Below are 24841 nucleotides of genomic sequence, written 5' to 3'. Positions count from 1 at the left end.
GGCTTTCGTTGATATTTAGCCTTGAATAAAATTTGCTGCGATTGCAAAACTCCATATTTTTGCTTGTCCTAGTGCTTGGATTGAATCCGTATTTGCTTATGCTTTTTTGTCATTTGTGATTTTTATTTCGATGTATTTAATGAAATGAAATCGGAGCATATCTTTAGCGTTAAATCAAAGAATGCGCTGCTTCTGTAAGTGTTTGAATTCAAATATAAAATTGAGTTTTTTTGTGTCATTTTTTGAATTGAATGTGGTGATGCTAAGTTCGTGGATGTCTATCATAAGGTTTCAGAAATGATGACAAACTCACCTCGCTTTTCTAGCAGATCATTTAGACTTATATCGCTATCAGGAAAAAGCATACAAAATTTGGACGTGAAGTTCTTGTTATTTTGCAGAGCAGCATGTAGAGTCATGGGTTCGTTTTTCAATTAACACCATTCTTTCGTCACTCTATTTGAAATTTTTATGGCTTTGATCGTCCACAAATATGGCGGTACGTCGATGGGTTCCACGGAACGCATTAAGAACGTCGCTAAGCGCGTCGCCAAATGGCATGACGCAGGTTATCAAATCATCGTCGTGCCGTCCGCGATGTCGGGCGAAACGAATCGAATTATTGGTCTTGCCAAGGAAATTATGGCAGAGCCAGACCCACGCGAGCTCGACATGATAGCCTCTACGGGAGAACAAGTTTCCGTCGGTTTGTTGTCCATGGCACTTCAAGCTATTGGCAAGAAGGCAGTTTCTTATGCTGGTTGGCAGGTCCCAATTAAGACTGATTCTGCGTACACCAAAGCACGAATTTCTTCGATTGACGACGTAAAGGTCAAAGCTGACTTAGCTGAAGGTAAGATTGTGATCATTACCGGTTTTCAAGGCGTTGATGATCTCGGCAATATTACAACATTAGGGCGTGGTGGTTCAGATACGTCCGCTGTGGCGATTGCGGCAGCGATGAAAGCGCAAGAGTGTTTAATTTATACAGATGTTGACGGCGTATATACGACCGATCCACGCGTTGTGTCTGAAGCTCGCCGCTTGAATACCGTAACTTTCGAAGAAATGCTGGAAATGGCGTCTTTAGGTTCGAAAGTTCTGCAAATTCGCTCAGTTGAATTTGCCGGCAATTACCGTATGCCGACTCGCGTGCTGTCATCATTGACCGACCCTTTAATGCCTTTAGCCGAAGAGATCGTCTCCGGCACTCTGATTTCGTTTGAGGAAGATACAAATATGGAACAAGCCACAATTACTGGCATCGCATTTAATCGCGACGAAGCAAAATTAACGGTGTTTGGAGTACCTGACAAGCCAGGTATTGCGTACCAAATTTTGGGCCCTGTTGCTGATGCGAATATCGAAGTGGATATGATTATTCAAAATCAATCGGTCGAAGGAAAGACGGACTTTACTTTCACTGTGCCCCGTGCAGACTACAACAAGGCGATGGAAGTATTGAATGCCAGCGTTAAGGCACATATCGGCGCCGGTAGTATTATCGGTGACGCTAAAGTCTCTAAAGTGTCAGTGGTCGGCGTTGGCATGCGTAGTCATGTCGGTATCGCTTCGCAAATGTTCCGTACATTGTCGGAAGAGGGGATCAATATTCAAATGATCTCTACTTCAGAAATCAAGATTTCTGTATTGATCGATGAGAAATACATGGAATTGGCGGTGCGTGCATTGCATAAAGCCTTTGGTTTGGAAGCTGCATAAGAACATTTTCTGAGCGAGTAGTTGACCAAATGTGAACTACCCGCTATGATCTCGTTCTCGCTTGCAGTACGATGCGTTTGTGTCGTTTTGTGAGAGTGTGGAGACGTGGCCGAGTGGCCGAAGGCACTTCCCTGCTAAGGAAGCATCTGGGGTAACCTGGATCGTGAGTTCGAATCTCACCGTCTCCGCCAGTAATTCTGATTAAGCCCTTGATTTTAAAGGGCTTTTTCTTTTTCTGCTTCCTTCGGTATGCCATCTGGTATGCCATTTGTGCTTGGCTGGAATTGGAAGCAATTGGAACGTGTTGAATTGCTACAAGAAGTGTGCTTCCTTGTCGAGCTGCATTATTGGAGTTATCACTGGTTGTTCTTACGCTCTTGTAATTTTTAAGAGTACTCTCGATGCGAAGTTGGTAGTGATTCATTTGCTTTTGATATGTATGGATCTTTAAAGGCGCCTTCAGCGAGCAACAATTCATTCGCGAACCAATTTATTGCGGTATGTACTTGCCGACCATATTTACTCGCCCAATTCGGCATTCGATAATTTGCCTTGAATTCTTTAATGAATGATTCATTGAATCCTGTTTTCTCATCGCAGATAAAATAAAAAAATTTCTTGAGATCCGTCAGTCTGATTGTGTTGGCTCGCCAAACGTTATTGATGATTTTTTCAATTTCTTCTATAAAAATTGCAGGTCCCAAGCTTTGAGATTTTTCAAAAAGATATTCGGATCGGTTGGTTTGGATTGACAGGATTTGGTGACATAGATCGCGATCTAGTTCTAAAGTGCCTGTTGGATTCAAATAGAGATTGTCTGGATAAAATACAAGGCATCCAGGCTCTATAAAATCCTTTTTTCGTAACTCCCTTATTCTGTCGGCATAAATTGGTGTTGTTAGGGCCAGAAAGGTTACGATCCGCATCTCATAATCTAATGTGTAGTCATGGCGTATCGCCTTGTAAAGCATCGCAATTTCGACCAAGTTGTTGAATGTTGGGATACTGCGTTGCGTTCCTATTCTTTTTCTCGTCCTTAGGTTCTCCTCAAAACGCTTTGCTTTTGTTTGTTCAGCAGCAAGCCTCTTTTGGTTATTCATTTCATCGGCTTTCTTCCTTGCCTCAGTAAAACTCATCTGAGGAAACTTTCCAAGTATATGCGTTGTGTCTTTTCCGTTAAAACTTAGTCGATACCGAAAAGATCCGGCGCTATTAGAGTTTAGGATGATGAAAAGGCAATTTCCCAAATTAATTTTGCCAGTTCCTTTCTTAATTGCGTCTTTGAATTCGTCTTCGGAATTTATCGGCACGATCGTTTGCCGACGATTTTTTTTGGCGTGTGTGCTTTGGAGTGATACTTTATTCATGATTTTAAGTATTGATAATTGATAATATTTTCTGAGATGAAAACACAAAAAATACCCAAGAAAAACACAAAACAGATCGTGAGATATTTATAAAATTACCCGCAGAAAATAGTCAAATTACCCTGCATTGATGGTTGCATATCTCTGGGGCTCATCATAGACAAAAACTTTAAGTATTTTAACTAATTTACCTAAATTGGGAGATTATGTCTCTCTTTAATTTGTAATATTATTTTGTCTTGATGTGCTCTTTGTGGCAATTGAATACAAGCATAAGCACCCTCCAACCTTTACGAGCTACGAGTGCCCGTAAAAAAATACTCAGTACTCCTATGATGTGGACAAATTTTTCATTTGTCATTTTGAAATCTTGCTACTGACTGAAGGAGTGAATAAATGCGCCAATCTATCCCACTGAAATTACTGCGCCGCGCACAAGTCGAAGAAATAACTGGCTTGAAGAGAAGTAGTATTTACAACCGACTCAATCCTGATTCAAAACACTATGACCCAAATTTCCCGAAGCCGATCTCTTTATCATCGTTCGAAAAAGGAAGTGTTGCTTGGATTGCATCGGAAGTCATTGCTTGGATCGAACACAAAATCGAAGTGAGCCGTGCTCAGTAATTTGAATGAGATGACAATATCTCTGTACACGACCGACGATTGAATTTTTAGGTCGCAGCAAGCGAATGTTGCTTAAATTGTTACGTATGCGGAGGATTAAGATTAACCTGAATTATGCACTTATATGTTATTAAGTAACTACTTAATCTATTGCTTTATGTGAATGATCAATCTCACACAATCAAAGACAAGAAGAGCATCAGATATGTAATTTGAATGCGACATTATCAATAAGCAGTGATCCACACTGCGAATGAATTAATGTAAAGAAACCAGTACTGATGTTTAAAACCTAACATCATTGATCAAAGATTATGGCTCCATAGTCATTTTATTAACCTTTATTCCAATCAAATCAATCATGTAATTGAATGTGCAAAGACACATTCGGCAGCATTACATCCATTCAATTTAAAGTGACAAATTAATAGTAATCATGGCTATCTTTTTAGATTCAAAATTCCTAGGTCATCGAGCAACTAAGGCATTTCAAAATGACGATCACCGAGGGAAAACAATTGATGCACTTCTAGCAAAAGAAAAAGGCGATGCAAGGCCTATGCGCGATGTCGAAGATTTTATTTATTACGTTAGGAGTCAGAAACAAGCGGTGGCATCCTTAAATTTATCTTCAACCACGAGAACAGGAAATGCACAAATCTCTAAGTACTATTTTGCTATTCATTCGATGATTAAAGCATCTTGTTTATTACCGACAAAATATGTCTATTCTATTTCGATTGAAATCTTTATTAGTGCATGCTTAAAACAAAGTTTAATCCAGGAGGGAGCTGATGGTAAGCGGTATGCGGTGCTTGGTAAATTTAAAGACTTAGATGACGTACAAAGCTTTGATACCTTTGTACAATTTGTAAATGCTATTGATGAAATCTGTCGCAGTCCCAAGTTTCGCAGCAAATTGGTTAACGCTTGGAAGTTGCAAGAGTATCGTCGAGAATCGTTTACTAAATTTGTCGATGATCTATTTTACGTACATAGCCGTATCATTGTTTTGCGAGTTGACTTGTATTACAACAACGCGACAAAAGACCTGGTTGATGGCTCTGACGCGCTGGATGATTTAGATCGTCTCGTGGCCAATATGCGTCACAACAGTATTTTTGATGATTTGCTTGGATCAATCTTCAGAGTCGAATACGGTTTGGATCGAGGTGTGCATATTCATTCGGTCTTTTTCTTCAATGGCTCAATTCGTAATGGACTTTATCATGTGCACTACGCTAAATTGATTGGAGAGTATTGGAAGCAGCACATTACTCAGGGCAAAGGGGATTATTGGAACGTTAATGCAAAAATCGATGAATATAAAGCTAAGGGAATTTGTGGAATTGGCTTAATCTGTGCTTCAGACGAGCTTATGATAAATAACCTTATTGGATTAGTCGTTCATTACGTGTGCAAAGAAAGGCAGACAATTCGGCTAAAAGATTCACCAGCACGAAAAATGATTCGGAAGAGCTGTGCTCCTGAAACATTCGGTGTGAAGCGAGGTAGGCCACGATTGGCGCAGACTAATTCATTGTGTTAGAGGGATGTCGGTGCGGGTACTCTTTGCGGTGCGCTGACGATGAATAGGAATGCACGCGATATAGAGATACTGTGTGAAATTAATTTGTGCATTCAAAAAAATTATTCTCGCAGCGTGTTTGATTCGAGCAGCAGGGTAGCTGTGCTTGTTCGATTGTTACTTCTTGACCTATTCTTTAAGAACAGTACCACTAACTGATAGACTCTTTGTGAAGTAATATCAGTTAGTTGTGCCGAAATGGCCTATGCGAAATTAATTGCAATTTCGGAGATCTTGAAAGCGGAAATCGTTCAGTTTCGCCCAGCCAATTATCTTAGTCGGTTGATCGTTCATTCCAGGCACTGTTTCGAGTTGGACGAATCCATTCGATTCAGCCTTAATGGTAAATGCGTCTAAATCTTTCAGTTCCTTTTTGTCAGGGGAGTTGGGGCTGGAATGAATGTAGACAGGATTCGCAAATACGAGTCTGCCTTTTCCAGCTGGTTTTGTTTTCGGGTAAACGCACTGTCCGACGTTGTTTCCTGCCATAGCGTTCGATGCAATTAAAGTGAGAGCAGCGAAAATTGACGCAATAGAGATTGAATTTCTCATGAAATGACCTTTGTAAAGTTGGATTGATGGACTACGTTTGAATTGCAGATTCGATCTGTGGTTTGAGACCACGCCGAATCTAGGTTGCAGAAAGGCGTTTTTTGAAGAACGCCTTTCCAAACTGAAGTGCAGCTGAGGGGAATATGATTGGAAAGTCGAACCAGTCAAATCGAGCACTGGTCAATTACTTCTTTTGATTCTTGGCATTTCGTTCGGCAACCTTTTCAGCATGCGATGCAATGCTCGGAACAATTTCTACCGCTGTAAATTTGACCGTATTGAATAAGCCTTTCCCAATAAATTTGAGACCAGCCAGCGCGTTTTCGCCGGGGCCAAATGATTCGTGCTTAAACTCCTCAACTGCTTTACTCATGCTGAAATACTTGTCGTCAGATTTAGACATATAAGTTTCTCCCAGATTTGGTAACGGTGAAAGTCAATAGTAGGGATTCATTCCTACGATTTGATAAGTTCAATGCTTAATGCATATCAGGGTTCATTTTTCCTTTGCCTTCGCAATCAGGACAAGTGACGCGTGTAGATCGGTCGCCGCGACAAACGGGACATCCCTCGTCATGCTCCTCGCCGCCGTATTCGACTGGACAAGGGATAACGCCTTTACCTTTGCATTCGGGGCATTTCTGTTCTTTGCTCATAAACTGATCCTTAGAATTAAATGTGAATAGATGGACTCCAACGACGCGCAATTGCACGAATCCTGAACACCATGTGAGTGAAACGGCTTACAAATAATAATAAATGGGTCGTAAATACCGTGGTCGTTAGTGCATCATAGCGCGACTATGTAGGCATGACAAGAGTTTCAGTAAAAATTGATAAAGATGGTCGACTCGTTCTTTTCGGTGCGGCCGTTCGTGCGCGCCGATTGGCTTTGAATATTTCCCAAGAGACCTTAGCTGATCTCGCGGAAATTGATCGGTCACACATGGGAAAAATCGAACGAGGCGAGCGTAATGTATCGTTCCTCAATATCGTTCGTGTTGCCCAAGCTTTGCAGTGCCAACCATCTGATCTTTTTATTGATAGTGGTCTTTAGGCGGCGCTAAGTGGAGTCGCTTTTGAGGATAGCAAGGAAGCCTTTGTCATCAACTGTTCTTTAACGCTCGGTTTTGTCGATGCCGTCGACTTTGCATTACTGACGATCATCGCTTGATGTGGAGTGTTATGCTCTTCTTCAGAATAAAACTCCTCGGTAATCGCCATCACTTCGTCAGTATCTTCTTCAAACGCCCCATTCGCAAAACCATCGAGCGCCGCGCGATCCAATGCTAATTGATCAAAGCCAGCTTCCTTTCGTGCCTTGTCAAGATCCTTGGCTGCAGCGATAGATGCCTCCAAACTCATTCCATCACGTGTCGTGAGATCGACGAAGTAAATCGTGCTGCGATGGCTCATCGTTGTGCTTTTACCTCTTAGTTTCAATTGCAGCGGGAGACAAGCCAGAAGGCCGCCTGACACCGCTCGAAGATAATTGAGACGAGCGGTCAATGTGCGAATGCTGTTAAACCCTGTCGTCCGAAAAATGAAAGTGCCCAATGTATCGTCGTCTCCAATTTGAACGTTCAGCCGACCAAACGGTTTGCAGCGTCCACCCTTGGCTAATTCACAGAGATCCGGTGAGGGACAAGGTAGGCTTTGGATGCCAGTCTCTGTATAGCGCCGACAAGTCTCGCCATTGCCTACGCATAGCGGTCGTCCAGTTTGTCGATCAAACATACTGTACTCCGCACGTAGATTGAGATCTGGATCACTAAAGAGTAAGCGAACCGGAATCGAACGGAGCTTGTCTTGCCCTGCTGACTTGATTAATTCGTCGTTCAATGGATGTTTGATCCAACCGTCCTTGTTTTGCACATTGGATGTGATGGTGAAGTAATCTTCTTTGACAGGCAGGCGTTTGCCATTTTTTTCGACAATGCTACCAATGGAAATACGTCCTAAAGTTGGAGGGGTAATCGCGAGTCCTCGTATCATGATGAATCCTTAAAAAAAATGCCTACATCCAAGTGGTCGTAGGCGATGTAAAAGAAAATTACGTGGAGATTAGGTGGAAACTAAGAATCGTCGACTGCCAGGTTTAACCAATGGATAGCGATCGGCAAGGTCGGGCTGGTCTTGAAGTAATGCGTTCATGTCGATGCCATGGCTGTCTTTTGATCGCTTGAAACTTACTTTTCCCGATTCAAAAATCGCGACGCTCGCGTCCCCCATCTTCTCTTGAATCTTTTGTTTCAACAGTGATTCCAACTCTTCACGATTGGAAATGTCTGCACGTAAGTTGACCAAGTCAGCGAACGTGGCAGACATTTCAGTATCGTCAGAAAAATTGATCGTGTTGCCAGCGTCTTTTGGATAAAGGTAGCGTAGAGCGCGATCTGCCGATTCAGAACCATCAGCAGGTGGTGGTGTATCGGTTTCGACGTAGCGCCAAAACTGACGTTCCAACTCGATTAATCGTGCAATCAATTCGTCGTCCCGCTGTATGCGGTAAATGCGAATTTCTTGACCACAAATAAGCACACAAACATCAGCAGCAGATTTACCAGTGACAGCAAGTTGATGCTGAACCTGACAAACGACGTAATCCGGTACACCATCTCTCCACAGGCGTGCACCAAACTCACCAGCGGTCTTGCATTCAAGGATTTGCACATCATTCGCGCCAACGACTTCGCGATCTATGTTCGCTAACATCCAAGCATAGTCTGGATTAGGATGCTGTAAGACAGCGTTGATCTTGCGAACACGATTGCCTGTACGCTTGGTGTAGTGCGCTGCGACGATGGGTTCTAGTAAGCTCCCCCAGTACGTCGGGCTTGTTTCGTCATTAGGATCACTCTTAGACATATCGCCATCACGACCCGTTTTGTTCATCCATAATTCTAAAGGTGATTGATAAGGATTGAGGCCGACAGCGGTGCCAGCATCGCTGCTACCAATTCCACGTTTTCTGACTTCTAACCATTCGTCACGACTTAAGTCTTGAGTTTTTACAAGGCGAAGTGCTGGACGTTTTGATTTTGATGGCTCTGTTTTCTTAGCTATGTGCATCATGTGATTTCTCCATCGACAAAATAAAAAGCCCGGCGAGCATTCACTCGACCGGGCAGGGATTTAGCATTTTCAGTTTATTGTGCCCATAATGCCGAAAGACACGATCTGTTGTTGAATGATTGTGGGATTGATGTTGGTGTTAATTAATTGTTAATATGGCTTGATCCATCGCTTTTTGCTTTATCGAGGCTCCATTTCCGAACCAAGCCGAGTCTAAGCGATGGTCTATCGACTTTGCACGACGTTCATGATCAACGTATTGGGTCACCGCATTGAGTATCCCCCAACTTGAGTTTTTCGACGAAGCTAGTTCTGAGCCTTTCCCTTGTCCATTGAAAAGCTCTTCTACCTTCTTAATTGCACGTTCATTCGAGAGTCCCGTTGACGCTGAATTAGAATCTGTGAAGACGTTAAGTAGGAATCGAGAGACTTCAATTGATTTCAGTTTTCGCTCTGAAAGCATTTTCATCCTGTACATAAATTCATCCCAAGACGTTACCGAAATTCCTAATTGACGCTTAACTGTTTGTGCATCAAAAGTCGTGTTATGTGGCACTTTGATCGCGTTGTTGCTGCCGTTTAGCGCAACAGCGAGCGTATTGTGGCAACATACTCTGACGCTCGTAAATTGCGCTGTAGTTGCTAGTGTCCCATCGCATGCGGTCGCTAACAATAGGTAGCCATTTACCGTGTCTTTGCCTTTCAATTCTGTTGAATGATTGGTCTTGGCTAGTGCCCAAACCTTGCGACCTTCTTTTAGAACGCCTGCGGTTTCGAGTTCAAAGCCAGAAATTTCTGTTAAGTCGCGATAGAACTCTAAGATCTCACGAGGTTGCACAACTTGATATCGATTCGAGACGACAGACAAAGCAGCTTTCGTATCGGAGCGATATAAAACTTTTTGTTCTGGAAACGACATGATCGCGCCGAGGCTTCCAGCGCTCTCGGTCATAAAGCGAACAGGTGACTCCTTGATGTCAAATGCCATTCCTGCTTGCTGTGCCCATACTTCGATGGACTGCTTTTTGGTAAGTTGATTGCCGAGACCATGCCAAGGTACTTCGTTGACGTACGCCATAGAGTGAACATGATGTGCCATGATGATTCCTTTTTTAAAGTAATGAATAGGTGTAAAGCGGCATCCAAATGCAAAATGCAATTGAATGTCGTAAATGGGGGCGGGACTGCAAAGAAAGACAGATCGTCTAAGAAATGAACGATAGAAGTGTTGCGAACTAAGTGGAATGGGTATTGCTAGAACTTGGTGAAGAAGGGGCTTCTGTGCTCAAGTTAAATTCATGACCGCAACTTGAGCACTGATGATGCGTGAAGATGTGGTCATCAAAGGTTTCACCTAGTTTAACGCCAGCGACGCACCCGGTAGAACCACCAATTAGTGCGCCAAATAGAGCACCTGCTAGACCGCCTAATACAGCGCCAGTGGGTCCGAAGATAAATCCGATACTCGTACCCGCCTCAGCGCCGCTAAGGGCACCAGCAGCCCCAGCTGCCGCGCCACCAACGGTGCCAACTGTACCGCCAATTTTTCTGCCGTAATTCGCACTGCTGACTTGCGTTGATCCGCAACTTGGACATTGCTTAGTCATTAAGTATTCCTTTCAGTGAATGTGATTGAGACGTTCAGCAGTGATGAACGCTGTCATTGAGCAAAAGAGATTGCTTCAATTCACCTAGAGGATATATATGTGAAATTATTTGGATTATCTGTCTAGATTTCCCAGTCTCTCCCTATCTCTAAGCAAATAGTTAAATAGTTCAACGACTTTCGTCGAGCGCGTTTCTCCGGCCATGCGCGAAATCCACCATGTGCGACTTGGGCTACTAGCGAAGAAGGGGAGGCGGGTTAGGGCGCCCAATTCAATATCGCGTGCGACGGCGGAATAAGGGACACAGGCGATACCCTGTTGCTGCTTAATGACGTTGACGAGTAAACAGATATCATCGTAGAACCCTGCTTTTTTGCAAGGGCTGAGCTGCTCTTGTAATTGATTGTTAATGCTGTCATCAGCTAGGCTTTTCTCCAAACAAAATAGTCGTAAGTTTTTCAAATTATTCATATCGATTTTGTTCGCCAATTTTGGGTTTGCCACGACTATCCATTCATCCTGAAACAGTGGACACTCCTCCACATTGGCATGCTTCAAAGGATATTCACTGATATGAATATCCACATCAACTTCATCAATGAATCTTGCCGTTTGATCCGTTGATAAGACGGGCAATAGCGATGGGTCCTGTTCTTGCGCCTCATTGATTTTGCCTTGCAACCAACCTTGGATAAAAGGGGCGGGAGCGACAATTACGATTAAGCCCGGGTCAAGATATGTCGTTATTCGATTTAATCCTTGATTTAAAGTGTGGAGTGATTTTTGTACGGTTTGAAAGAGCACCTCGCCTGCCACAGTCAATTCAACGCCGCGCCCAACGCGATGGAACATAGGCTGGCCTAGTTGCTCTTCCAATTGTTGAACTTGATGACTTATCGCTGACTGCGATAGATGCAATTCTTCCGCCGCTCTTGAGAAGTTGCCTAAGCGTGCTGCTGCTTCAAATCCCACTAGATGGCGTAATGAGGGTATATTTTTCATAAGGTATGAGATTTATTGATTAATTGTGGCAATAAAGATCAATATATCTCAATTTAATTTGGTTTTATACTCTCATTTATTGAATCTCAGCCCGCCTTTTCTTGCGGCAAACTGCTGATAGGTCGACCCGTTTAATTGAATAGATGAAAGATGAATCAAATGAATACACGTAGAAGATTCTTGCAATTGGGAGCAAGCATGAGCTTGGCTTCTATGTTAGCTGCTTGCGGTGGTGAAGATGCTCGGGCGGAAAGCACATCATCCCCTTCTTCATCTACTGGGGCAACGGCATCAACTCCGGAAAACAACCTGAAAGGCTGGCGTATGCCCGACGAAGCTGAACCGCATACGGCAACCTGGATGGCTTTTGTCGCTAACGCGAATGTGTGGGGCCCTGAGTTGGCTATGCCAGTAAAAAATACCTTAGCCAACATTGCGAATGCGATTGTGCAGTTTGAGCCAGTAAATATGTTGGTCAATGCGAACGACTATACCTTGGCTAAACAAAAACTTGATCCGCGTGTGACCTTGCATATAGCTGAGATCGATGATTTATGGATACGCGATACAGGGCCGGTATTTGTGAAAAACAATCGAGGTGAGCAAGCTGGCGTGAACTTCAACTTTAATGGATGGGGAAAGAAGCAGAGCTACCAACGCGATGCTGGTGTTTCGAAGAAGGTGTGCGAGTTGTCTGGACGAACGATGTTGAATACCAAGCTCGTCTTAGAAGGCGGTGGGATTGAGGTCGACGGGCAAGGGACAGCGATCATCACGGAAAGTGGTGTACTGAACCCAAATCGCAACCCCGGTGTGAGCAAAGTTGCCTGTGAGGCGGAATTAAAAAAACTTTTGGGGATACAAAAAGTGATCTGGTTGCCAGGTATTGCGGGTAAGGATATCACTGATGGGCATACCGACTTTTATGCACGTTTTGCGAGCCCCGGTGTGGTGATAGCAGGCTTAGAGCATGATCAAGCATCTTATGATTATGCGATCACTCGCCTACATTTAGACATTCTAAAGAAATCAACAGATGCTAAAGGGAATCCATTCAATGTACTAGTGCTAGATGCACCATCTAAAGTGCGTTCCGATTATGAGAGTAAGGAATTTGCAGCAGGCTACATCAATTTCTATGTTGTCAATGGCGCCGTTATCATGCCCCAATTTGGTGATATGGAAACAGACGCCTTAGCCAAGGCAACTCTAGAGAAAGCCTTTCCAAACCGACGAGTCATTGCATTGAATATTGATCCCATCTCTGCGGGTGGCGGTGGTATACATTGCGCCACACAGCAACAATAGGCAACACATTTATTACGTTCAAGGTATCCGTCCGAGACTTGTCTTTCCTCGAAATATAGATTTACACGAGCATGATTCGTGCACTAAGGTATATGTGCTTCTGGAAACTGGTGGCGCCAAGCCGCGAAGTATGTAGGTGCAGGTGCCCTCATCGAGTCAAATTTCGTGCGCTTGCGACCACTGTGCAGTGGTTTCCGCATAGCGCTGGCTTGTACCATATTCAATTTCGACGGACCTTGTGTGGCGGCGATAGTATGGTTTTTTGAGATGAATCGTTTAGCCGTAATTCGCTGTGGAGCGACGCTTTCTCAGAAAGCTATCGAAGAATGAAATCAGAACTAACATGATTGCATTTGCTAATCCCATCACTGCGAGGGCTTTCCAAGGACCGATGTAAGTATGCGCAGTAAAGAAGGCGTTTAGATGTACCAAAGCGGCGCAGCTCATCCAAGGTATCGTGGTAAGGGGTTTTGTCAACAGACGCTGATTTTGGAGGCAAAGGTAAGCCAAACTAGTTGCAATGATGGTGCTTAGGATAAAAATACAGATTGCTAGTGTGCTCATACATACTCCTTTTTTAAGTGCCGATTAGTATTCAACTGATACGCCTGTATATCAGCGTTCCTTCAATTCACCTTTCATCGCACTTGATTTTGAAACTGTGGTCGCAAGCGGCGCCATTCGTCGTTAAAGGTTGTGCTTGGCATGTTCGAACTTGGTTGTCTCGAACAAAGCTGTCTATGTGGAACGTGCGGTTTCTGTTTCAGTCGCCAACTCTTCAGTCGCTTGCTCGAGACCACGCGCCAAGGACGACACGCTGGGGTTCTCGACGAACACACATTGTTTGCCGGTCCGCTTGCAAAACTCTTTGACGCGCCAGTATGCATTGTGGCTGATACATCCAGTTTGGCAGATGACTAAATCAGCTGCAGCGAGGCTGCTATCGAGCTTACTGGGGCTATCTTCCATGCCACCATCGTGGTGCGCAAAATGACCACCTACACGTTCGATTAGATCTCGGTAGCTCGCGACGTTTCCGCTGCGGCCGCCTACACAAAGCACATTTTTTTGTTGTAGGTGAAGTGCAATCGGAATCGTTCGGTGAATTCTTGACTCACTCGATTCTTGTGCTCGTTCTTGTCGCGGTATTTCAGAACAAGGCTCCGCAGTATGTCGGCGTTGTTGCGTCTGTAGGCGTAGCTTGAGTTCTCGTATTTGCTCGTCTAATTCTTCGTTACGGGAATGTGCTTCTTTGAGTTTTTGTTGAAGTTTTTGGCGATTTGCGAGTTCAGGAACGGTGAGCCTGATCTCTTGCAAGTCTTTATTAAGGTAGTCGATAGTACTGTCTTTACCAATCAACTCGGCGCGCATCAGAACGATAGTTTTCTGCAGGTTTTCGATGTCCTGCGTTTTTTCCTGGATTTGCCGGGTATGACGTTCTTGAAAACGACCAATTTCTCGACTCAAAATTGCGTTTTCCTCTAGCAAAGCATTGAACCGCACGATGTCCGCACGAATGGTGGCCCCAGCTTGATGTTGGAGCATATGCATGTCTCGGCACATGCCTTCTTGAATCCTGATATCGCACAGCGGATGAGTTAGCCCAGCCCAAAATGCACCTGCAACATCACCTTGATAAATCGCTTCAATCCACATTTGGACTAAGGCCTCTTGCGTCTTTGCTGTGCGAAATTGTTTGATGGTCCGTGCATAGCGACGGTCTAGGTCATCTTGCAAAATTTCTGAGATTCGATTGCGTTCGTTGCATTCAGCAATTGCTCCGACATGAATTTCATAGTCATCTGCTTGTACATTGCCACCCAAGCCCTTATTCATCAATTTACGCAAGACCGTCAAGGGAATGCAAACACCAATCACGGGGCAATGCGTATCGCGAGACAAATCCCACAAGCGTCGACGTCGAGAGCCTGTTGTATGAGACGTGAAAGTAGTATGGCAGCTTGAAAGTGATGCGTGTTTTCCGCACATGATGGCTTCCTTGTGTTGACGATACCTAGTGAATGTTATGTGGTGTTTCGTGAATCCTTTGATCTTGCGAAACCTGTTTCGCATGCTCGATGATGGTTTGCGCCTGTGTCACCATTTGTGCCAGCTCGGCAAACGCATCGACATCGAGTCGTATAGAAATGGACTGGAGGCTGAGGTGTACTACTCCACATTCTGGGCAAATTATGACCTCGCCTAACTTGCTGTTTGCAATGCTTACTTGGTGACAGGCTTTATTTTTCATGGTTAATCTCATCAGTGGTTTGGATAAAACGAGGAGAGGTGTACATGCTGTTACTTTGTCAGGATGAGTTTTCCTAGTGATGTACATCGCAAGCGATAAATCGAGCCTTGATGTTCAATTTCAATTTCTTTGAATCCTTGCAAGATATCTTTACTCGAATGCCGCAGCGATGTCCCGTCGTTGCGCTTCGTTTTCAATAAGATTGGTTCTGGTGATTGATGATCTTGAATGTCCATGATTTATGCAATTTGAAGTTGACTCGATTTAATTGTAAATGAGAATCATTATCATTTGCAATTGATTTTGACAGAATTGACTTTTCCGTTGCCCCATTTAATACCGTTCATAACAAAAGGAGAGCAGGGCAGTACCTTTATCATTGATCACTGCGGGGAGTAGGCTCAACGTAAAAGTAATTTTCCTTTTTGTTAATTGAAAAATATCTCGTGCGAGCCTTAGAGCAAGCTACAAATTGGAATTTAAGAGTTGTCTACGAAATTACGGGCGCTGCAGGAAGATCTTTTTTGCTTTTGTCGATTGCTGCGAGGAAACAACATGGCCAGAAACCGAACTTGACCATGGAGCAAATCCGCGCAATGCTGTTGACAGTTTTTGGGTTAAATTGGAATCACCGACCGTTGAACATTGTGTCGATTTTTAGGATTACATATGTTGTCGAACAGCATCATTTCTGACCGCATCACCAATCTTTCAATTCAGAGAAAATTACGCCTGTTAGCTTATGTTGCCGCATTAGGGGTGATTGTACTAACTGTGATTTTTTTGATTTCCGAAAAACGTTTATTGATGGAAGAGAGGCAAACTAGCGTAAGGCAAGCTGTCGAAACCGCGCATGGAATTATCGATTTTTATCACTCCCAAAGTGATAAAGGGATTATGACTGAAGGGGAAGCAAAAACAGCAGCACTCAAAGCTGTCAGTCGCTTACGATATTCGGGACAGGAGTATTTTTGGGTGAACGACATGAATGTCAAAATGTTGATGCACCCGATTAAACCCGAGCTCGATGGCAAAGATGTAGCAGACGTCAAGGATCCAGATGGAAAACACTTGTTTGTCGAGTTTGTAACTACAGTCAAAGCAAATGGGGCAGGATTTGTCTTTTATATGTGGCCCAAGCCAGGACAAGACAAACCAGTTGAAAAAGTGTCGTATGTCAAAGGTTTCTCAGATTGGGGATGGCTCATTGGCTCTGGCGTTTATGTCGATACCGTAAATGCTGCGTTCTGGACGCGTTCAGGTTTGGCATTATTTGGCGCAATATTAATGTCTTTTATTTTATTTTGGTTCTGCCAAGTCATTAGTGTTGAGATCTCCAAGCCTGTGAATTACGCGGTTCACGTCGCAAAAACCGTTGCGAAAGGCGATTTCACGCAAGAAATTCGTATTGAAACACATGATGAGACGGGTGATTTGCTAAAGGCGCTACGTGAAATGAATAGTAGCTTGGTCGAAGCTGAGAAGATCGCGAAAGACACGCAGAGGATAAAGAACTCACTCGATGCTGTTGTAAAGCTAGCGGTAGATGTTGCGCAACGCGTTGGTGAAGGCGATTTTTCTCAAGAAATTCGTATATTGTCAGAGGATGAGACTAGCGATCTCTTGCGGGCACTAAAAGCGATGAGTGATAACCTGAAAAAAGCCGCCAACATCGCCACGGAAAATCATCGGATCCGCATGGCATTAGATGCTGTCGCCGTACCGGTTCGAATTGCAGCGTTGGATGGAACGATCATTTATATCAATAATGAACTCCGTAACACGTTGAAAAGAGATGAGGCTGCTTTCAAAAGGTTGATACCACATTTTGATGCGTCCAAGGTTGAAGGTGGAAACATTGGCGTCTTCTATGCTGACCCGAATGCCGCACTTGAACGTTTGCGCAATCTCAACGGGACTGTCCGAACCCGCATGGAACTTGGCGGAAGAACTTATGATGTCATTACTTCGGTTGTTCTTTCCAAAAGCGATGAAAAACTGGGAACAATTGGACAATGGCTCGATGTCACAGATCAAATTCGCGCAGAAGAAGAAATTGGTGAAATAGTGAACGCGGCGGCGGTAGGTGACTTTTCTAAGCGTGTTGAAGAAACATCGAAAGCCGGTTTCTATTTGCAACTAGCTCAAAGTATGAACAGACTCATTTCGACGAGCGAAACAGGTCTTTCTGAGGTCGCGAGAGTTCTCGAAACAATTTCGCAAGGAGATCTAACACATCGAATCGATTATCAATTTGGAGGTACTTTTGGAAAGCTACGTGACGATGTGAACCTCACCTCTTCACGACTCGCGAAAATTATGAGTGACATCATGGAAGCAGCTGACGCGCTTGGCCTTGCGTCAGAGCAAGTAAGTGCAACATCTCAAAGCTTAGCGCAATCTGCCTCAGAGCAGGCTGCAGGCGTTGATAAGACTAGTTCTGCTATTGAAGAAATGAGCGCCTCGGTTGGTCAGAATTCAGAGAATTCAAAAAGCACGGAAGAGATGGCTAAACAAGCGACTGAAACCGCAAAGAAAAGCGGTAAAGCGGTGACCGAATCGATCGATGCAATGAAGTCGATCACGGCGAAAATATCAATCATTGATGACATCGCTTATCAAACTAACTTATTGGCGCTCAATGCTGCTATAGAAGCTGCTCGGGCGGGTGAGCACGGCAAAGGATTTGCGGTAGTCGCGAGTGAGGTGCGGAAACTTGCGGAACGTAGTCAGGCAGCAGCAAGGGAAATCGACGACCTCGCTGGGAACACACTTAAAATCTCTGATCTAGCTGGACAGCATTTAATTGAAATGCTTCCAACCATAGGAAAAACAGCAGATCTAGTTCAGGAAATTACAGCGGCATCGTCTGAACAAGCTCAAGGCATTTTGGAAATTAGTACCGCAATGGAACAGCTGAATCAAACAACACAACAGAATGCGTCAGCCTCCGAGCAGTTAGCCGCAACGGCGGAGGAGCTTCATGATCAATCAGAACAGCTACAGAAATTAATGGCTTACTTTAAGCTTCGCTAGAAAATATCGACGCTTTCTAAATTATACAAATAACTAAGAGGTCAAAATGAGTAAAGACGAGCAAAACTGTTCCGTGTTAACACAGTACGATCCAAATGCATTTTTGAATGATGTCCGCATCCATCTTGGCGTCCAGAGTGATGCGGCCTTATGTGCAAAGTTGGATCTGGCACCTCCCGTTTTAAGCAAGATACGTCATAAAAAATTGACTATCGGACCAACATTATTGATAAGGTTGCATGAGGAAACAAACTGGTCTATTAGAGAACTCAGAACTCGAATGGGAGTTCAATTTCCATCAGTTAAATAGATGGTATTCCGATTTTAGTATTGATTGTTTTGTGCCGCGCGTCAAACTACTATTTAGAAAATAGCCATCAGGTGGGCGCATCTAATCCATTAATTCGAGTTCAAAAAAAATCGGATTTTTGTTTTCGATACGTTTTCCTTTCAGCAGTAGTCGTGGGTTCGAATGATCCGGTAATCCCCTCTGCAAAGTGCGTTGGATTTTAAAGACCTTCTTTCTTGCAAGATCTCCTGCATCGTGAAACGCGTTGTCCCGACTTTATTTTTGCGCCAGTTGAAATGCTTTACGTATAAAATCGATAAGTAGGCTTTTTCGAATTTCCTTCGCATTCCATTCTGAGATGTTTTCAGACAAGTGAGTGCGGTCTCGAAGTGGAAAATCATTTTTATTTTTCGGCTGAAAAAACACCAAGTTCGAAACGAATAACTTGAGTTGAGGCAGGCCCTTGCAATCGAAAGAAACTGGAGTATCCGAGCATTTAGATTGAAAAAGTTGGTAGCTAGATTTGAATGCTAGGCTTACGATGTTTTGACTGTCTTTGCACCTTCCCCAAGTGAGGCTCGAATTTCCAAAGACCGCGAGTAACCGAGCGAATTGCTCGCCAATTGATCGAGACGATCCCCAATTATTCGAGACGAAAATGCCATCTGGGGTTAATAGTCGGTGACAATCACGAAAATAGCTCTCGGAGGTCATTTCTGGCACGATACCATTAGAATCAAATCCATCTTGTAGTATTACATCAAAAGCTTTTTCATCATGGCGAACAAATTCTCGTGCGTCGACATTAAGAATGGTTAATCGATCGCAGCACTCTGGTACGTCAAATGCAGGGCTTAAGGCGATCACGTTAGCGTCGACTTCTAAAACTACTATTTTCGCGCGAGGAAATCGTTGATAGCAATACTTGACGAGTGATCCCCCACCAAGACCCACAATAAGAATGTTTTCGGGGGTTGGGTTCACCACGGAAAAAGCAAGCATACATTGTGTGTAACCAAACATTAAATCGTTTGGGCGATCGACCCACATAGCACTTTGGATTGATAGATCTGAAAAGTGAAGTGTGCGAACGCCGCCATCTTCAAATACAAATGGTTTGCCATTGCTAGACATAGCGGCTTGCTCGAAAGGTGATACAAATCTAGGTAACAAATGAAAACTCCAAGTAGTGAACATATAGTCGTGCGTAACTTTCAGGGCGAGAGTAGTCTTATTTCACACTGCTAGCTATATTCGATGTCTAAGCGGTTAAATATTTGTTAACTGGCATGTAAGTATGATGCTAACGCCTATTGCATTTTTGTCTCTATAACTCAATACACAAATCTACAACATTCACAGGTAAAGCAATAGACGCAATCGTGTTCGAGGGATACTATTTAAGCACATAAACAGTAAAGACAAAGCTAATCGAGTGAGTAGTTCTCGACCATCGGCGAGTCGTATTTAATCATGCACGTTAAAGGATTGAATTTTCGGATACGACTGACTATTGCTTTCGGACTTCTGTTTCTGGTCATGACCATTGTCAGTGGGCTCATTATTGAGCGTGTTGTAGCCGAGAATATTTTGAAAAACTATGGCCAGCGCCTAAACAATATTTCATATGGTGTTGCAAAAGTAGTAGCGAGTAATTTAGAGGAGCCTGAACGAGAAATTCAACTGGTGGCAAAGTCATCACATCTCGCAACCAAAGTCGTCAATCATGCAGAACTCAATAATGAGATCCGTAATTTAAAAGACAGCTATCCACTTTACGCTTGGATTGGATATGCAAACAATGGCGGCGTAGTTGAAAATGCTGCTGATGACTTACTTGTCGGAAAAGATGTTTCAAGTCGACCTTGGTATTCGAATGGTAAGCGGGCACCGTATGTTGGCGACCTCCATGAAGCTGTGCTCCTAGCTAAATTATTAGGCAAGGGCGATGATTCGAACCCACTTCGTTTTATCGACATCGCTGCCCCAGTCTTTGGTGAAAACCATAGTGTTAAGGGTGTTGTCGCCGCGCATGTCCACTGGAAGTGGATGCAACATATCATCGATGAATTTCTCGCAAAGTCTCTAAAGGATGAACAGATTTCCGTTCTTATAGTTGATAAATCGAATAATGTAATTTCTCCACTTGAGGCGATTGGTACTATTCAAGCTCCTGTCGTTCCATCGTTACCAAGCATGTTCAACCGAGCATTCTGGAAAGATGGGATTGAATATCAATTCTCTTCGATGCCTATCGACTCCACGACGAACACACAACTGGGTTGGAAAGTGATCGCGCGGCAACCAATCAACCAAATCGACGGAGCCGTTTTTGAACTTAACATCATCGTCATACGGATCGCAGCTTCGAGTCTATTGGTATTGTTTATCATTTCGTATTGGATTGCAAAACAGATTAGTCTTCCACTGGAACGACTTTCAAAACACGCTGATGAGATTCGAGTAACAGGGAAAAGAAGTGCTTGGAAAGTCCGATCAAATGTTCCAGAACTCAATCTATTAGCTCGCTCAATTCAAGCGATGACAGAACGACTCTTTTCTGCGCAAGAGAGCTTGGCTGCAGCAAACGGGAAACTCGAAGCGACCGTCGAAGAGCGAACGGCAGAACTACAAGCCGCGAATCAACAGCTCAAAATGCGCGCTGAAGAACTACATGTATTGGCTAGAGTTGATCAACTCACGAATATTCCTAATCGTCGCGCAGCGAACGAAGAACTGACACGGCTGTGGAATTTTTTTAGAAGAAAGACCAGCCCGTACTGCGTGATCATTCTTGATATCGACTACTTTAAGCGAGTGAATGACACTTACGGTCATGATGTTGGTGATCTGACTTTGCAAACTTTATCCAAACTCTTGAAGGAGAATGCTCGCGAGGTCGACACAGTTGCTCGGTTTGGTGGAGAAGAGTTTCTTGTATGCCTTCCTGGAACTGACATTCTTGGCGCGACCCACGTGGCCGAGAAACCTCGGGAAATCGTTCAAGGATACTCGTTTCCTCATAATGGACACCTCACAATTAGCTTAGGCGTAGCAGGTTGTGATATTTCGGATGGAAATGAAACGGAGATAGTGACTCGGGCAGATGCTGCATTGTACGAGGCAAAAAATGAGGGGAGAAATCAAGTACGAGTTGCACAAATGGCTAAGCAACTCGGTTAGGTTTGTAGCTGTCGCTTGCTGTTTTTTGTGGCTTAATTTTTAATCAGTTCTATTGTAATCAAGGAAAATAGAATGGACCTTAAAAATGCTATCGAAAAATATGCAGAATGGAAAACTAAGTTCCGTTTGGTAATCAAAAGGCGAGAAAGTATGGACTCTGTCACCATTGCAAAAGATAATTGTTGTGAGCTCGGGAAGTGGCTGTATGGCGAAGGCAAATTAAATTTCGGGCATATGACAGCGCATCACGAGTGCATCGCAAATCATGCGAAATTTCATGTGGAAGCAGGCAAAATCGCATCGACAATCAACGCGAGAGACTTTAAGAGGGCGGCGGGAATGTTAGATATTGGAACGCTATATGCGGCGGCATCGTCGGCTGTCGGCATATCAATTATGAAACTAAAGAAAGAAATTGTGGGCTGACCGCATACCGGGTCATCGTTAAACTTCTCGCCCCGCAATTTGTTGTCTGATGACAACCATTAATTGAGGTGATATCAGTTAATGTTTAGTTTTGGAAACATTGTTTAGGTGGAAATAATGAAAAAAGTTTTTTCTCGCTTCCTCGCAACATCTTTGTTCTCCCCAAGCTCACTACTAATGAGAAAATTGCGGTTTCCACTGAAAATGACGGTAATTTCGGTCGCTTTCTTTATTCCGATTACATGGCTGATAGCCAATTTTTTGATTAATGCAAGTAAATCGAGTGAATTTACCTCACAAGAGAGAGTTGGAGTTCGTTACGCCGCCAAGATTTTTCCTGCGCTTGAACGAGCAGGTGTGTGGCGCTATCACGCTAGAAGTGCCGCCTTTGGTGACTCTGCTGCGCTGGTGTCGCAATCTAAGCAAAACTTTGATATTGCATTTCGTGAGCTTGAATTAGTCGATGCGGAATTGGGTGCCAAATTATCTACTGCCTCATCGATTTCAGCGGTACGCATTGCATACGAGGCGGCAAAAAATGTGCAGGGTAGCCCGGATGATATCTATCAAACGATGACACAGTTGTCTCGCGCGCTTGTACTTCTCCTTGACCGAGTGACTGATACCTCTGGGCTTGCATTAGATCCAGATCTAGATTCCTACTATTTGATGAGTGCTGTACTAATGAGGGGGCCCCAAGTGATTCAGAGAACCGCTGAACTCAGAGGCCTCGGCGGCACTGCGCTGTTCTCGCAGACAGTGACAGCCGAATTGTCTGATGGAATTTTGAAGCGGGTCGCTGTAATTGAACATGAATTACAACTTGCAAAGTTCGACATTGAGAAAGTAAAAAACGCCTCGCCCAATTATTTTTCGCAAATGTCTGTTGATGCTGTAGAAGCCACCACAAATTTTGTAAACGTAGTCAAAAATACTTTTCCTGCCGGACAAACCGCAGTGCAGGGGAATCGCATAGAGTACGTTGAGCTCGCCAACAGGACTTTGTCCTCACAATTTACACAGATTGAGAAAAATCTCGTTGTTCTCGATATTATGCTTGAGTCGCGTCAAACCAAATTGAATGAGGAAAAGTGGACTACGTTAATCATCTCTGCGTTTGGAATCACATTAGCACTCTACCTCTTTTTGGGCTTTTATCGCTCAATGGATGGCGGTATTCGAAAAATGCGGAAGGAGTTAATTAGAATTTCCATGGGGGATTTGAGAAACGACATCGATGGAAATGGCAGTGACGAAATGGCTTCGATTTTAAGGGAAATATCTCACATGCAGGTTTCATTGCGGGCCACTGTTTCGGCGGTTCAAATCGCGAGTGACCACGTGGTTAAATCAAGTTTGGAAATCGCTCAAGGTACTCAAGATTTGTCCGCTCGAACTGAGTCAGCTGCATCTGCCCTTGAAGAGTCGTCTGCCGCGTTGGAACAAACAACGTCAACTGTACAAATGACTGCTGAATCTGTTAAACAAGCTTCGGTGATTGCGATTGAAAATGCAAACACTGCGATACGTGGCGGTGATGTCATGAAAGATGTGGTTCAAACGATGGAGACAATCCAAGAGTCTTCGAAAAAGATTAGTGACATTATTGGTGTCATCGATGGCATTGCGTTTCAAACAAATATACTTGCTTTAAATGCCGCGGTTGAAGCGGCCCGAGCTGGTGAACAAGGAAGAGGATTTGCGGTTGTTGCGTCGGAGGTAAGAGCACTCGCAGGTAGAAGTGCAGAAGCCGCGAAAGAGATTAAGGGACTGATTACCACGAGTTCTGAGAAGATTACATCCGGTACTCTTGTCGTTAAGAATGCTGGGGCTACCATGGTTGAAATCGTTGAAAACGCAGACCGAATCAAGACGCTTTTAGATGATGTCGCGAACGGAGCAAGGGAACAAAGCACTGGTGTTGCGCAAATCGGTGAAGCGGTAAGTGAATTGGATCGAAACACGCAAGCAAATGCCGCTTTGGTGGAAGAGACTGCAGCTGCTGCAAATTCACAGTGTGGAGTTGCGGTACAACTCGCTGCACAAGTTGATGAGTTCAGACTGCCTGGTAATACAACGGCAGTCGTCGTTGAAGGTATCGATATTGACGCTATTATCGACGGGCATCGCCAATGGAAAGCAAAATTACGCGACATGATCGAAAGATCTGAAAAGGTTGATGTACAGACGCTGTCACGGGATGACTGCTGTGCCCTCGGAAAATGGATCTATTCAGAAGGTCAACGTATGCGTGGACGCCAAACGTTCACGAGTCTAGTCGAGAAGCATGCTCGATTTCATCGTGTTGCTGGGCAGGTGGGTGAACTGATTAATAGTAAAAAATTCTCAGAAGCAGAAGAGGCTCTCGCCCATGGAACTGTCTTTTCAACGGCGACGAGTGAGGTGGTCCTCGTCCTTTCAAGTGTGAAACGACTTGGTTTTACTTAGTTATGCGAGAAGATGCTTCTATATTTGTTTAGTTTGAGTATCAATTGAGACTGCGACACGGTTTTTCTATTTGTCTTAAATTCTGACTAAATTGGCCTATGCCATTTATCGAACTGAAACTGCACGAAGAAACCATTATTGAAAGGTAAGGAGATGAATTTTTTGAATTTGCCAAGCTCCGAATGTTTTCACTATGATCCAAACGCACTTCTCGATGAACTACGGACTCATTTTGGGTTGTTAAACGATTCAGCATTATGCGTTATGTTAGGGATAAATCCCCCTGCGATGAGCAAAATTCGACATAAAGAACTTTCGATAGGAGCGACATTATTGGTTAGAATACATGAGGAAACCGGC

General features: G+C 43.8%; 22 protein-coding genes and 1 tRNA gene. 10 read left to right on the top strand and 13 right to left on the bottom strand.

Annotation, left to right across the window (positions count from 1 at the left end; all coding sequences use genetic code 11):
- Nucleotides 1–471: 471 nt before the first annotated feature.
- Both H8K36_RS02620 and H8K36_RS02615 read left to right on the top strand, forming a co-directional pair.
- The gene (locus H8K36_RS02620) at nucleotides 472–1722 is read left to right on the top strand and encodes an aspartate kinase (RefSeq protein WP_186915216.1); all 1251 of its coding nucleotides are present in this window, start codon (nucleotides 472–474) and stop codon (nucleotides 1720–1722) included.
- Nucleotides 1723–1821: 99 nt separating this feature from the next.
- Nucleotides 1822–1913 (top strand) — tRNA-Ser (locus tag H8K36_RS02615).
- A 195-nt stretch (nucleotides 1914–2108) separates the two neighbouring features.
- Here H8K36_RS02615 and H8K36_RS02610 read toward each other — a convergent pair.
- A complete protein-coding gene (locus H8K36_RS02610; RefSeq protein WP_186915217.1) occupies nucleotides 2109–3089 on the bottom strand; it encodes an Arm DNA-binding domain-containing protein in 981 nt (326 codons plus the stop codon).
- Nucleotides 3090–3485: 396 nt separating this feature from the next.
- Here H8K36_RS02610 and H8K36_RS02605 point away from each other — a divergent pair, with 396 nt between their 5' ends.
- A complete protein-coding gene (locus tag H8K36_RS02605) occupies nucleotides 3486–3716 on the top strand; it encodes a helix-turn-helix transcriptional regulator (protein ID WP_186915218.1) in 231 nt (76 codons plus the stop codon).
- Between the two features lie 436 nt (nucleotides 3717–4152).
- Nucleotides 4153–5265, top strand: a complete 1113-nt coding sequence (locus H8K36_RS02600; RefSeq protein WP_186915219.1) for a YagK/YfjJ domain-containing protein — start codon at nucleotides 4153–4155, stop codon at nucleotides 5263–5265.
- Nucleotides 5266–6040: 775 nt separating this feature from the next.
- Here the strand turns inward: H8K36_RS02600 and H8K36_RS02595 are convergent.
- Nucleotides 6041–6259 carry a hypothetical protein gene (locus H8K36_RS02595; protein WP_186915220.1) on the bottom strand — a complete coding sequence of 73 codons (219 nt, stop codon included), beginning with the start codon at nucleotides 6257–6259 and terminating at the stop codon, nucleotides 6041–6043.
- Nucleotides 6260–6335: 76 nt separating this feature from the next.
- A complete protein-coding gene (locus H8K36_RS02590) occupies nucleotides 6336–6512 on the bottom strand; it encodes a hypothetical protein (protein ID WP_186915221.1) in 177 nt (58 codons plus the stop codon).
- Nucleotides 6513–6667: 155 nt separating this feature from the next.
- On the opposite strand from H8K36_RS02590, the gene H8K36_RS02585 reads away from it, so the two are divergent.
- Complete coding sequence (locus H8K36_RS02585; protein ID WP_186915222.1) at nucleotides 6668–6913, top strand: helix-turn-helix domain-containing protein; 246 nt, start codon at nucleotides 6668–6670, stop codon at nucleotides 6911–6913.
- On the opposite strand, the gene H8K36_RS02580 is transcribed toward H8K36_RS02585, so the two are convergent.
- The 5 genes from H8K36_RS02580 to H8K36_RS02560 all read right to left on the bottom strand — a co-directional run bounded on the left by H8K36_RS02580 (nucleotide 6910) and on the right by H8K36_RS02560 (nucleotide 11540).
- Nucleotides 6910–7851: a recombination directionality factor gene (locus tag H8K36_RS02580; RefSeq protein WP_186915223.1), complete on the bottom strand. Its 942-nt coding sequence runs from the start codon at nucleotides 7849–7851 to the stop codon at nucleotides 6910–6912. The two genes, H8K36_RS02585 and H8K36_RS02580, sit on opposite strands and share 4 nt — an antisense overlap.
- A gap of 69 nt (nucleotides 7852–7920) precedes the next feature.
- Nucleotides 7921–8931 (bottom strand): YqaJ viral recombinase family nuclease, encoded by a 1011-nt coding sequence (locus tag H8K36_RS02575; protein ID WP_186915224.1) that lies wholly within the window; start codon nucleotides 8929–8931, stop codon nucleotides 7921–7923.
- A gap of 139 nt (nucleotides 8932–9070) precedes the next feature.
- A complete protein-coding gene (locus H8K36_RS02570) occupies nucleotides 9071–10030 on the bottom strand; it encodes a DUF932 domain-containing protein (protein WP_186915225.1) in 960 nt (319 codons plus the stop codon).
- Between the two features lie 136 nt (nucleotides 10031–10166).
- Nucleotides 10167–10538, bottom strand: a complete 372-nt coding sequence (locus H8K36_RS02565) for a hypothetical protein (protein ID WP_186915226.1) — start codon at nucleotides 10536–10538, stop codon at nucleotides 10167–10169.
- A 114-nt stretch (nucleotides 10539–10652) separates the two neighbouring features.
- Nucleotides 10653–11540 (bottom strand): LysR family transcriptional regulator, encoded by an 888-nt coding sequence (locus tag H8K36_RS02560; protein ID WP_186915227.1) that lies wholly within the window; start codon nucleotides 11538–11540, stop codon nucleotides 10653–10655.
- A gap of 198 nt (nucleotides 11541–11738) precedes the next feature.
- Here H8K36_RS02560 and H8K36_RS02555 point away from each other — a divergent pair, with 198 nt between their 5' ends.
- On the top strand, nucleotides 11739–12848 hold the full coding sequence (locus H8K36_RS02555) for an agmatine deiminase family protein (RefSeq protein WP_230404273.1): 1110 nt from the start codon (nucleotides 11739–11741) through the stop codon (nucleotides 12846–12848).
- A 276-nt stretch (nucleotides 12849–13124) separates the two neighbouring features.
- Here the strand turns inward: H8K36_RS02555 and H8K36_RS02550 are convergent, their stop codons facing one another.
- The 4 genes from H8K36_RS02550 to hemP all read right to left on the bottom strand — a co-directional run bounded on the left by H8K36_RS02550 (nucleotide 13125) and on the right by hemP (nucleotide 15335).
- Nucleotides 13125–13412, bottom strand: a complete 288-nt coding sequence (locus H8K36_RS02550) for a hypothetical protein (protein ID WP_186915229.1) — start codon at nucleotides 13410–13412, stop codon at nucleotides 13125–13127.
- 174 nt (nucleotides 13413–13586) lie between these two features.
- On the bottom strand, nucleotides 13587–14837 hold the full coding sequence (locus tag H8K36_RS02545; protein WP_186915230.1) for a DUF2325 domain-containing protein: 1251 nt from the start codon (nucleotides 14835–14837) through the stop codon (nucleotides 13587–13589).
- 25 nt (nucleotides 14838–14862) lie between these two features.
- Nucleotides 14863–15099 carry a hypothetical protein gene (locus H8K36_RS02540; RefSeq protein WP_186915231.1) on the bottom strand — a complete coding sequence of 79 codons (237 nt, stop codon included), beginning with the start codon at nucleotides 15097–15099 and terminating at the stop codon, nucleotides 14863–14865.
- Between the two features lie 50 nt (nucleotides 15100–15149).
- Nucleotides 15150–15335, bottom strand: coding sequence for a hemin uptake protein HemP (gene hemP / locus H8K36_RS19565; RefSeq protein WP_186915232.1), 186 nt, complete (start codon nucleotides 15333–15335; stop codon nucleotides 15150–15152).
- 433 nt (nucleotides 15336–15768) lie between these two features.
- Between hemP and H8K36_RS02530 the strand changes: the two genes are divergently transcribed.
- The gene (locus tag H8K36_RS02530; protein ID WP_186915233.1) at nucleotides 15769–18135 is read left to right on the top strand and encodes a cache domain-containing protein; all 2367 of its coding nucleotides are present in this window, start codon (nucleotides 15769–15771) and stop codon (nucleotides 18133–18135) included.
- Nucleotides 18136–18700: 565 nt separating this feature from the next.
- On the opposite strand, the gene H8K36_RS02525 is transcribed toward H8K36_RS02530, so the two are convergent.
- Nucleotides 18701–19558 carry a fused MFS/spermidine synthase gene (locus H8K36_RS02525; protein ID WP_186915234.1) on the bottom strand — a complete coding sequence of 286 codons (858 nt, stop codon included), beginning with the start codon at nucleotides 19556–19558 and terminating at the stop codon, nucleotides 18701–18703.
- Between the two features lie 405 nt (nucleotides 19559–19963).
- Here H8K36_RS02525 and H8K36_RS02520 point away from each other — a divergent pair, with 405 nt between their 5' ends.
- The 3 genes from H8K36_RS02520 (at nucleotide 19964) to H8K36_RS02510 (ending at nucleotide 24481) form a co-directional block, all read left to right on the top strand.
- Entirely contained in the window at nucleotides 19964–21607 is a 1644-nt protein-coding gene (locus tag H8K36_RS02520) for a sensor domain-containing diguanylate cyclase (RefSeq protein ID WP_186915235.1), read from the top strand.
- Between the two features lie 72 nt (nucleotides 21608–21679).
- Nucleotides 21680–22033, top strand: coding sequence for a CZB domain-containing protein (locus tag H8K36_RS02515; RefSeq protein WP_186915236.1), 354 nt, complete (start codon nucleotides 21680–21682; stop codon nucleotides 22031–22033).
- 117 nt (nucleotides 22034–22150) lie between these two features.
- Nucleotides 22151–24481 (top strand): methyl-accepting chemotaxis protein, encoded by a 2331-nt coding sequence (locus tag H8K36_RS02510; protein ID WP_186915237.1) that lies wholly within the window; start codon nucleotides 22151–22153, stop codon nucleotides 24479–24481.
- Nucleotides 24482–24841: the final 360 nt, after the last annotated feature.

The sequence above is a fragment of the Affinundibacterium nitidum genome (genome assembly GCF_014284155.1).
GTDB lineage: Bacteria > Pseudomonadota > Gammaproteobacteria > Burkholderiales > Burkholderiaceae_D > Undibacterium > Undibacterium nitidum.
Note: the sequence above shows the minus strand (reverse complement) of the source record. Positions and strands in the feature narration are given on the sequence as shown.